At 34.9% G+C, this 12,658-nt stretch carries 4 protein-coding genes; all 4 read left to right on the plus strand.

What is annotated here, in order from left to right; genetic code table 11:
* Nucleotides 1-17: 17 nt before the first annotated feature.
* The 4 genes from ED556_RS10015 to ED556_RS10030 all read left to right on the plus strand — a co-directional run bounded on the left by ED556_RS10015 (nucleotide 18) and on the right by ED556_RS10030 (nucleotide 12,611).
* Entirely contained in the window at nucleotides 18-3,392 is a 3,375-nt protein-coding gene (locus ED556_RS10015; protein WP_296323026.1) for a T9SS type B sorting domain-containing protein, read from the plus strand.
* Nucleotide 3,393: 1 nt separating this feature from the next.
* A complete protein-coding gene (locus ED556_RS10020) occupies nucleotides 3,394-5,823 on the plus strand; it encodes a T9SS type B sorting domain-containing protein (protein ID WP_296323029.1) in 2,430 nt (809 codons plus the stop codon).
* Nucleotides 5,824-5,882: 59 nt separating this feature from the next.
* Complete coding sequence (locus tag ED556_RS10025) at nucleotides 5,883-7,661, plus strand: gliding motility-associated C-terminal domain-containing protein (RefSeq protein WP_296323031.1); 1,779 nt, start codon at nucleotides 5,883-5,885, stop codon at nucleotides 7,659-7,661.
* Between the two features lie 111 nt (nucleotides 7,662-7,772).
* Nucleotides 7,773-12,611 (plus strand): T9SS type B sorting domain-containing protein, encoded by a 4,839-nt coding sequence (locus ED556_RS10030; protein WP_296323034.1) that lies wholly within the window; start codon nucleotides 7,773-7,775, stop codon nucleotides 12,609-12,611.
* Nucleotides 12,612-12,658 lie beyond the last annotated feature (47 nt).

Raw genomic sequence — 12,658 nt, forward strand, 5'->3', positions numbered from 1 at the left:
AGCTTTTGCTATTAAATATGAAAAAGATAGTTTTTTTACTATTTGTACTCTTAAGTTCTACGCACTTAATTGCACAACAAGAAGCCTCTAATTGGTATTTTGGTGATAATGCTGGGATACGTTTTAATCAAGATGGTACAATCACAGCCCTTAGTGACGGTCAATTAGCTACAGACGAAGGTTGTACCAGTATTTCTGATGGTAATGGTAACTTATTATTCTATACAGATGGTAGAACAGTTTACGACCGTAATAATAACCAAATGCCAAATGGTTTTGGTTTAGCTGGTGACTCTTCCAGTACGCAATCTGCACTTATTGTTCCAAAGCCTCAAGACCCCGACATTTATTATATATTTACTGTAGACACTACTTTTTTTGGAGATCCTGATGTTGGTTTTAACTACTCTGAAGTTGATATGACATTAAATGGAGGAAATGGTGATGTAATTCAAAAAAACATTAACTTACTTCAGGACAGTTCTGAAAAGCTTAGTGCTGTACTTAAAGACTGTCAAACTCAATCTATATGGGTAGTAACTTTGGCCAATGAATTTGGTACAACGGTACCACCAAACACACCAGGATTTAATACGTTTCATGCTTTTGAAGTAACTACTACCGGTGTTAATACAACAGCAGTAACATCAGTTTTTCCAACACTAAATATTGGTGATCAACGCGGCTATCTTAAGTTTTCTCCCAACGGAGAGCAAATTGCCTGCGCAAATTCTAATAGCGGATTATATCTATTTGATTTTGATACGGCTACAGGGTTAGTCTCAAGCTCAACAGCTCAACCTCTTCGATTAAATATCAATGCAACGAACAATGCGGTTTTTCCTTACGGTGTAGAATTTTCTCAAAGCGGTCAATACTTATATGTATCATCGTCCAATAACTTTTTCGCTAATAATCCGCCTGGAGCAAATGACAATCCTGTAAATCATTTTGCGTCTTTAGTGCAATTTGATATCAGGGCAGCAAATATTCAAGCCAGCCAAGTGTTAATTGATCAGCGTAATTCTTACCGGTCTGCTTTGCAATTAGGTCCTGATGGCAAAATATATAGAACCACAAGTACTTCGTATGCAAATGGGACACCATTTTTATCTGTGATTAATAATCCCGATGCTCAAGGACTTGCCAGTAATTATGTACACAATGCAATTCCACTTGCAAACAACTCTAGACAAGGTTTACCACCATTTATCACTTCATTTTTTGTTGAAAATATTGATATTATTAATGACCCTGATATTACAAGTATTAATCTACCGCTTTGCACCGCGGACACTTATACTCTAAACGCCGAAAATATTCCTGGCGCAACATATACGTGGTCATTAGATGGTGTGGTACAGCCAACACCACCAATACCCTATGAATTTGAAGTAATTCAAAATGGGCTCTATGAAGTCTTAATAGAACTGAATAATGGCGACTGCGAAACTCAAGAAGGTGCGGCTCTTGTGGAATATTTTACATTCCCGGAAGCTTTTACACCCCAAGATATTGATGTATGTGATACAGATGGTATCAATGATGGCTTATCTCGTTTCGATGACTTTGATCAGCAGACTACTGCCATACTTGGCGCAGCGCAGGATCCATCAGATTATATAATTAGATATTATCGCTCTCTTAATGACGCTGATCTGGGAAGAGATGAAATTACTTTCCCTTTTACCAATACTGTAAATAATGAAGAGATTTTTGTTCGTGTAGAAAATATAGACAATGGTAACTGCTTTATAACTGATGATACAACTACTGGGCAAACCATTAGTTTTTTCCTTAATGTCTTTGACACTCCCGAAATTATAAGATTTGATGATATTGATGAATGCGACATGGATGGTGATACAACAGATGGTATTATAAGTCTAGTTCTTTCAGATTTTAATGCAGATATACTCGGTGCCGACCAGTCAGCAGCAGATTTTGACATTTCGTATCATGCTACTCAAGCCGATGCACTTTCAGGGAATAGCCCTTTACCAAACAACTACCAAACTACCGCTTTTAGTGATAATATATGGGTTAGAATGGAAAATGTTAATAATCCTAGTTGTGATGCTGTACAAGGCATTTCAATTATTATTAATTTGACTCCTGAAATCGTTAATACAGGCATTTTTCAATGTGATGAAGATGGCACTCCTGATGGTAGAACTATTTTTAATATCTCAGAACTGAACGATACCATCACTAATGCTAATCCCAATTTCACGGTTGATTATTACTTGAATATCACAGATGCTACAGCAGAAACTAATGCCATAGATGCTACAAACTATACCAATGTATCTTCTCCTCAGTTAATTACTGCGAGAGTTACTGATACCACAAGTGGTTGTTTTAGTTTTAGTACTGTCACTTTAGAAGTTAGTGCTACAGCGGCAAATGATGCATACATTGGCGTATGCGATACAGATGGAGATGAAGATGGCTTTACGCTTTTTGATTTGTCTCTGGCTGATGATCAAGTTTTAGATGGTCTTCCTGCAGGTCTTGACTTGGTTTATTATGAAACCTTAGATGATGCATTAGTGGAGCAAAATCCTCTACCTAATGATTACACGAACGAAGTGGCATTTAATCAGACCATTTTTGTCAGAGTAGAAAACGATAATAATTGTTATGGTATCAATGAAGTAGCGCTTGAGGTATTAACATTACCTAATGTAGAAACTGAGTTTGAAACCCTATACTGCCTTAATGATTTCCCTGAACCAATTATCATCAATGGTGGTGTTTTTGATGCGGTTCCTAATAACTTTTATTATGAATGGTCTACTGGTGAAACAACCATTGAGATTGAAGTTAACGAACCTGGCATATATACTGTAATTGTTAGAAACGTTGCTGGTTGCTCCAAAGAGCGCACAGTAACTGTTACTGCTTCAAATATTGCAACTATTACTGATATTCAGGTTACCGATGCTACCGAAAATAATACCATAACTGTATTGGTTACTGGTGAAGGCGATTATGAATTTGCGCTTGATGACCCCAATGGATTTTATCAAGACAGTAATGTCTTCAACAATGTATTACCAGGTATTTATTCAGTATTTGTAAGAGATAAAAATGGTTGTGGCATTACAGAAGAGATGGTATCTGTAGTAGGCTTCCCTAAATTCTTTACACCAAATGGTGACAACCAAAACGATTTCTGGCAAGTAAAAGGTATATCATCGCAATTTCAGCCAAATACTGTAATCTATATTTTTGACAAATACGGCAAACTTGTAAGTGAAATTAATCCCTTGGGCTCGGGCTGGGATGGCACATACAATGGCAATCCTTTACCAAGTAGTGATTACTGGTTTTCTGTAACACTACAAGATGGAAGACAATTTTCTAGCCACTTTGCTTTAAAACGATAAAATGAAAACAACTTACAGTTATGCACTGGCATTGGTGTTTGTAGCTTTCATTAATACTATTGGGTATTCACAACAAGATTGTATCGAATCAATTGTTGTTTGCGGAAATTCGAGTTTTGATTTAGATGTTAATGGCATTGGTATACAAGAAGTGTCTGGTTTAAATGCATGTTCAAGTCAAGAAAATAATAGCATATGGTTAGAGGTCAATATTGAAACCACTGGAACTTTAGCATTTACACTTACTCCTAGCAGTACTGCTATTACTGAAGACTATGATTTTTTTATTTTTGGACCCAATGCAACATGCAATAATTTAGGCCAAGCAATAAGATGTTCCACAACAAATCCTGCAGCTGCAGGTCAAGGTAATAATTTAACAGGTCTAAGTACAGCTTCTACCGATACAAGCGAAGGACCAGGCGCAAATGGAGATAGTTTCGTAAGTGCTATAAATGCTTTGGCTGGTGAAAGCTATTTTATAGTTATAGATAGACCAATCGGTGAAAGTCCTTTTAATTTAGAATGGACAGGTACTGCAACTTTTCCTAGTAACCCCATTAACCCTATTCCTCAAAATTTATTATCCGCAAGCCTATGCGATAATATTCCTCCTTTTGATGATGGCATTTCAGAGTTTAATTTAACAGATTTACAAAATGACATTATCAATGGCCAACCCAATGTTCAAGTGAGCTTTCACAATTCTGAGAGTGATGCAAACATTAATAATAATCCACTCGGCAGTATCTTTAACAGCAGCTCAGCCAATCAAACAATTTATGCTAGAATTGAAAACTCAGGTACTGGTTGTTTTATCATAAACTCTATTGAATTAGAAACTCTTCAAAGTCCTTCATTTAATCAACCAACTCAATTTGGAGTATGTGATAATGATGATGACGGTGACAACACTAATGGCATTACTGAGTTTGATTTTAATGTCAAAACTGCCGAAATTACTGCAGGAATTACTGGGAATTACAATGTATCCTATTATTTAAGCCTTAATGATGCTGAAAATAATACGTCTTCACTTCCTTTTATTTATACAAATCAAGCGCCTACGCCAACTACTATATTTGTTAGAATTGAAGACTTAGATTCTAATTGTATTGGATTCACTGATTTTCAAATTCTTGTCAATGAAATACCTGAAGCTAATAATGTAACCTTAGTGCAATGCGACGAATTTGGAGCACAAGATGGAATTTCTATTTTTAATCTTAATGAATTTTATGACGAGGTCACAGGTAACACGCCAGATCGGTTTTTATCGTTTTTTTCTAACTTAAACGATGCTCAATTAGACAATAATAGCATTGACCCAATTGGGTATCAAAATTCAAGCCCGTTAGAAACACTTGTCGTTAAAGTAACCAACAGTTCTACTCAATGTGCTAATTATGCCGAAATCACTCTTGACATAAGTTTTACTAATGCCAATGATGCAATTATAAGTGTATGTGACACAGATGGAGATGAAGATGGCTTTACGCTTTTTGATTTGTCTTTGGCTGATGATCAAGTTTTAGATGGACTTCCTGCAGGTCTTGACTTGGTTTATTATGAAACCTTAGATGATGCATTAGTGGAGCAAAATCCTCTACCTAATGATTACACGAACGAAGTGGCATTTAATCAGACCATTTTTGTCAGAGTAGAAAACGATAATAATTGTTTTGGTATCAATGAATTAGCGCTTGAAGTATTAACATTACCTAATGTAGAAACTGAGTTTGAAACCCTATACTGCCTTAATGATTTCCCTGAACCAATTATCATCGATGGTGGTGTTTTTGATGCGGTTCCTAATAACTTTTATTATGAATGGTCTACTGGTGAAACAACCATTGAGATTGAAGTTAACGAACCTGGCATATATACTGTAATTGTTAGAAACGTTGCTGGTTGCTCCAAAGAGCGCACAGTAACTGTTACTGCTTCAAATATTGCAACTATTACTGATATTCAGGTTACCGATGCTACCGAAAATAATACCATAACTGTATTGGTTACTGGTGAAGGCGATTATGAATTTGCGCTTGATGACCCCAATGGATTTTATCAAGACAGTAATGTCTTCAACAATGTATTACCAGGTATTTATTCAGTATTTGTAAGAGATAAAAATGGTTGTGGCATTACAGAAGAGATGGTATCTGTAGTAGGCTTCCCTAAATTCTTTACACCAAATGGTGACAACCAAAACGATTTCTGGCAAGTAAAAGGCATATCATCGCAATTTCAGCCAAATACTGTAATCTATATTTTTGACAAATACGGCAAACTTGTAAGTGAAATTAATCCCTTGGGCTCGGGCTGGGATGGCACATACAATGGCAATCCTTTACCAAGTAGTGATTACTGGTTTTCTGTAACACTACAAGATGGAAGACAATTTTCTAGCCACTTTGCTTTAAAACGATAGGCATAAATCCCTATATTTAATATGTCAATCGATTTCAAATCTAGTAAACCTATCTGTTTTTGAATTTTAAATCAATCATAAAAATTTGTCTTTTTGTATGCGGATTATCTTCGTATGCACAAGACATTTCATTATTTGAGCAATTCAATGGGAGATATGATTATATAGCAATTGGTAATACACTCAATATCAATGAGAATGGAGCCTTCGCAACTTGTGATATTTTAACAAGCTCTTCTGCTGAATTAACACTTGATCCTAGTCAGAATATTATTGCAGCCTTTTTGTACTGGGCTGGTTCAGGTGATGGTGATTTTAATATTACACTAAATGGAAATGATATCGTTGCAGAACGGACTTTTAGTGACGAGTTAGATGGAGGCCGTGTATTTTTTGCAGCGTTTGCAGATGTTACAGATATTATTTTAGAGGATGAAAATGCAACTTATACCGTTGCCGATTTTGATATTAGTTCTGTTATCGCAGACTATTGTCCTACAGGCACAAATTTTGGAGGTTGGGCAATTACTGTGATTTACGAAGACAGCTCACTTCCCTTAAACCAACTCAATGTTTATGATGGTTTGCAAAGTGTTCCAGAATCTTTAACCATTACATTAGATAATCTTAATGTACTTGATAATGATAATGCAAAAATTGGTTTCGTAGCTTGGGAAGGCGACCGTTCATTAGCGGTGAACGAACAACTTACAATAAACGGCAATTTAATAGGAAATCCACCTTTAAACCCATCAAATAATGCCTTTAACGGGACAAATAGTTTTACAGGGTCTACAGAATTATATAATATGGATATTGATGTTTACAATATTCAAGATAATATTTCTATTGGTGATACAAGCGCCACCATAAGTCTTACATCTGGGCAAGATTTTGTAATGATTAACAACATTATTACCGTACTAAATAGCCAACTTCCTGATGCTACAATTGTCATTGAGGATATCATTTTAGAATGTGATAGCAGAGATATCGTAGTTAATTACACCATAAGTAATGTAAATAGTACAGGTGTATTGCCAGAAAATACACCTATTGCATTTTATGCTGATGGTGTTTTAGTTGGGCAATCGCAAACGGTAACAGACATTCCAATTGGTGGTTCAGAATCTGGTAGTACAGTTTTAAGTATTCCTATTGAAGTCGCAGATATATTCAATTTGAGAATCATGGTAGACGATGATGGTTTGGGCAACGGAATTGTTACTGAAACGAATGAATTGAATAATGAAACTTCTGAATCCGTAGGGCTCCTGATAATTCCAGAACCAACTGTACTTCCAAGTTTATTAGAGTGCAATCTGGGATTTGAAAAAGCAGAGTTTAATCTCCTTCAGGCAATCGATGGACTTGCTGAATTTGAGAATGCAAGTTTTCAATTTTACACAAATCTTGAAGATTTAAGAGACGAAGTTAATCCTATCGCTACACCAGACACTTATATAAATGATTCTAATCCTCAAACTATTTACATAAGGCTAGAGAATACTATCTGTTATGTAATTTTTCAATTTAATCTTGAAATCGAGAATTGTCCTCCTACAATACCAGAAGGTTTTTCTCCCAGTGGAGATAGCATAAATGACTGGTTTAATATACAAGGGCTATACAATATTTTTATTTTACATGAGTTAAAGATTTATAATCGTTTAGGTACTCTAATCTTTGAAGGGAATAATGATAAACCTTGGGATGGAATCACAAATAGAGGTTTAAATTCTGGCAAATTAGTACCCGTTGGAACCTATTATTATATACTAAATCTTAACGATTCTGACTACGAACCTGTTGTTGGTTGGGTCTATGTAAATTATTAAATAACTGCATTTCATCGATATTTTTTGCATTTAATCTAATTTTTACTATTTTTGAAGCTGTAAATGCCTGAGTGCATGTTTTATATATAAATACAGTATTTAATTATTTAGATGAAAACGTATTATAAACTCATTATATACCTAACTATATTTTGGTTTGCTAATAATGTTGCAGCTCAACAGATTAGTATAGACAATACGCTTAGTCCTCAAAACTTAGTAGAAAGTACTATTGATGGCGAATGTTTGGAGGTCTCTAATATTAGCTCTCCAGTAAATGGTAATGCTTTTGGTTTTGGGAGTTATGGGTTCTTTCAGCGCGGCTCATCAAATTTTCCATTCGAAAGTGGAATGATTTTATCTACAGGTGATGCTGCTTCTGCAGGTAATATATTAAACAATGACAGACTTGATGAAGGTAATGATACCGGATGGGGAACAGATACTGACTTAGAAACAGTAATAGGAGTCTCCGATACTGAGAATGCAACATCTATAGAGTTTGACTTTATTTCTATATCAAACTCACTAGAATTTAATTATATACTGGCATCCGAAGAATATTTTGGTAATAATCCTTGTCAATATTCTGATGGAATTGCCTTCCTAATAAGAGAAGCTGGAACAAATAATCCGTATCAAAATATTGCAATTATACCAGGCACAAGTACTCCAGTAAATACAACTACTATTCATGATGAAATTGAAAATTTCTGTGATGCCGAAAACGAACAATTCTTTGAAGGCTACAATTTAGGAGACACAAATTTTAATGGTAGAACTACTGTATTAACTGCTATTGCTAATATTACACCCAATGTAACGTACAATATTAAACTTGTAATAGCTGACCAATCTGATGGAAATTACGATTCAGCTGTATTTATAGAAGCAAATAGCTTTACGCCTACAGTTGATTTGGGCAATGATTTTTCTACTTGTGCAGACAGTGTATTCTTAGATGGTGATATTAATAACCCAAATGCACAGTATTCCTGGTATCAAGACGGAACTATTATTAATGGTGCCAACCAACCAACCTACGAAGTGGTTGATAGCGGAACATATCAAGTCGTTATTGATATTCCTTTAGGTGGTGGATTTTGTACAATTGATGACGAAATTGTAATCGACCTAAGTAACACACAGAGTTCTACTCCAATGACAGATATGATACGTTGTGATGACTTAAGTAATGATGGTCAAGAGGTTTTCAATTTAAATTCAAAAATAAATCAAGCAATAAATTCAGTAGCTCCAGGTAATTACGATGTTACATTTCATACCTCTCAGTCAGATGCAGAAAATAGCCTAAACCCTATAAGCGGTAATTACACAAATGCAGTTAACCCACAATTAATATTTGTAAGAATTGAGGATACTAATAGTGGTTGCTTAGCATTTAATCAATTTCAACTAATTGTTAACCAAAGACCTGTAATTATAGATCCACCATTAATGGAAGTTTGTGATGACCAAGTTGTTGATGGCTTTACTACTATTGATTTAAATGAAAATAATGATGTCATTACCAACGGGCAAACAAACCTTGTTGTAACCTATCATTATACTCAAGCAGAAGCTGATAATGGTTCAAATCCTATACCAATGCCATATGTTAATGATACGCAAATGGATATGGTATTTGTTAGTGTTACTGATCCTAGTACAGGTTGTAATACTACCACTACTCTAGATATTTCGGTATTATTACCACCTCAAATTCAAAATAACCAAAATTACTATATAGATGCTTGCGACCCTGATTATGATGGTTTTGCTGATTTTGATTTAACTGAAGTTGAAGCCCAAATTCTTAATGGTCTAACAAATGTTACGGTTACTTATCATCTTACGCAAGACGACGCTTTAACTGGAGCAAACCCTATACCTGACCCAACAAATTTTGGTAATACAATACAAACAGAACAAGTTATTTACATAAGAGTTGTTGATAATATTACGGGCTGCCCATCAATAGCGCCTATAGAAATACACCCGAATCTTTTATTATCTGGGCCAAATTTTTCTGACGAAGTACTATGTGACTCAGGAAATGATGGAACAGAAGGTTTCGATCTACAAGCATTAACTGGTCAGATATTAGGCGACATCCCAAATGTTACTATTACTTTTTACGAAACTGAAGATGATAGAACCAATGCTGTAAATGCAATTGATACAAGCGTAGATTATTTTCCGCCTAGCGCACCGCAAACATTATATTTAACGTTAACAAGTCCGACATGTACAGAAGTGGAAGAAGTTATTTTAGATTTAGATCCTATAGCTGAGTTTCCAGATGTACCACAACAAACAGTTTGTGATCAGGATCAAGACGGGTTGGTAAATATCAATTTGTCAGATTATAACGATTTAATGTCTCAAGGTCAACCTGGTTTTGTCGTAACTTATTTTGAAACACAGCAAGATGCAGATGACGATATTAATCAACTGCCAACAATATATCAAAATACTCAAAATCCGTTTACTGTTTTTGCAAGAATAACCTCTGGTAATACATCTTGTACAGATATTTCAAGTATAGAGATTTTAGTTAATCCTGCTCCACTGACGACAAACGCTAATCCTATTATTATCTGCGATGATGACCAAGATGGCTTTTTCATTGTAAATCTTGAAGCTTCAATCCCTGAAATTACGAGCACGACTACAGATATAGACATTTCATTTCATAATTCTGCAGGAAATGCTAATAACGGTACTAACCCAATCGCAAATCCTGACGTTTATAATGCTGAAACAGAAACAATCCATGTTCGAGTAGAAAATACATTAACAGGGTGTTTTTCAAGAGAGACTATTTCTATAATTGTAAATACACTACCGGTATTTCCAGATATTTCAGATTTCAATTTCTGTGAAAACAACACGGATAATGTTGGGGAATTTTTACTTAGCTCTAAGGATAATGAAATTTTAAATGGTCAGACTGGCAAAGAAGTATTATACTTTTTATCAGAAGATGATGCCAATAATGGTGTTAACCCAATTGACAAGAATAGTGATTATCAAAACACAATTAACCCACAAACTATATATGTTCGTGTTCAGAATATAACTGATGCCAGTTGTTATGGTGTAGACTCGTTTGTATTAAACGTTGGCACAAATCCATTATTTAATGAACCTTCAGATATTTTTGCTTGTGATGACGGCTCTAATGACACATTTGCCACCATAGATTTAGATGCAAAAACATCTCAAATCACTTCTGGAATTGCAGACAACTTAGTAGTTACCTATTATGCAAACATCGAAGATTTTCAATCAAGATCTAACCCAATAGATGGCGGATTATTTACAAATACAAGCAATCCGCAAGAAGTATATTTAGAAATATCTAATGGTACAATATGTACATCTTCGACCTCATTTACTATGAATGTTATTCCTGTACCAACTGTAACAGAAATAGCGCCTTTTGAGGATTGTGATATAGACTATGATGAAAGCATAATGTGGGATTTAACAGAAGCCGAAATTAATATTTTAGATATTAGACAAGACAACGTCATTGTATCTTATTTCGTTTCGCAAGATGATGCAGATAACGATAATAATCCCATTCCAAACCCTGAAACATTTATTAACACGGCTAATCCACAGACGGTATTTGTAAAAGTAACCAATACAGATTTTAACTGTCCGTTGGTATTGCCTATAGAACTTAATGTAACTCCACCACCAACATTTAATGATTTTGGTTCTACAACAATTTGTGATAATGATAATAATAGCTATGATTTATCTCAAATCAACACATTACTTGGAGATGTTTCTGCAGTCGTAGCAATCTCATACTATAGTAATGAACAAGATGCTATTGATAATAGTAATGCATTAGTAAATGATTATTCGTATCAAACCAATAGCGACATCATCTATGCACGTATAGAAAATACAGTAACAAACTGTTTTTACGTTTATCCATTTATGCTTATTGTAAATGATAGACCAATTGCCAACACTCCTGATAACCTTGAGGAATGTGACGATGATTATGACGAGCAGTTAATATTTAACCTAGAAGATCAAACAGATGCTATTTTAGGAAATCAAGACGACACCTTCTTAGAGGTGACATATCATAATTCTGAAAACGAAGCCATAGCAAATCTTAATGCCATACAAAACCTTTATAATGGTACCAATGGTGAGACTATATTTGTTAGAGTTACTAATACAGACACGCAATGTTATTCTATAACGCAATTTGATATTATTGTTAACCGTAAACCATTTGTTGAATTTGAAGACCAAACCATTTGCCCTGAACGATTCCCCTTAATAGTCGATGCCGATACTGGGTTTTCAGACGACACCTATTTATGGTCAACCGGAGAAATCACCTCTGAAATCGAAATCAGAGTAACTGGCACCTATAGTGTTACAATAACAACAGTTAATGGTTGTGAATATACAGATGAGTTTAATGTTATTATTTCTGAACCAGCAAATATTGAAGTCGTAGAAACTGTAGATTTTTCCGACCCTAATAATATTACCATTACAGTAACTGGTCTAGGAGACTATCTTTTTCAATTGGATAATGGTCCATTACAATCTTCGGGGCTTTTTGAAAACGTTACTCTTGGATATCATGAATTAACCATAATAGATATAAATGGTTGCGCTTCTGTTACAAGAGAAGTACTTGTTATTGATGCCCCAAAGTTTATGACTCCAAATAACGACGGCGCTCATGATACATGGCATATTGTTGGAGTAGAAACATTACCTGGAACTGTCGTTCATATCTTTGATCGTTATGGCAAACTATTAAAACAACTCAACCATGCTTCTGCTGGTTGGGATGGTACGTATAATGGTAACTTAATGCCATCGTCAGATTATTGGTGGTCTGCAGATGTTAAACGCGGTGATATTGAGTTTACTGCTACTGGTCATTTTGCATTAAAACGCTAAAAACTTTAACAACTTATAAATCTTCATAACTAAGGGTATATTTATAT

The sequence above is a fragment of the Winogradskyella sp. genome, from assembly GCF_003712105.1.
Taxonomy (GTDB): Bacteria; Bacteroidota; Bacteroidia; order Flavobacteriales; family Flavobacteriaceae; genus Winogradskyella.

Coding starts and splice junctions, on each gene's coding strand:
- ED556_RS10030 (WP_296323034.1), top strand. CDS start 7,773: ATGAAAACGTATTATAAACTCATTATATACCTAACTATATTTTGGTTT.
- ED556_RS10015 (WP_296323026.1), top strand. CDS start 18: ATGAAAAAGATAGTTTTTTTACTATTTGTACTCTTAAGTTCTACGCAC.
- ED556_RS10020 (WP_296323029.1), top strand. CDS start 3,394: ATGAAAACAACTTACAGTTATGCACTGGCATTGGTGTTTGTAGCTTTC.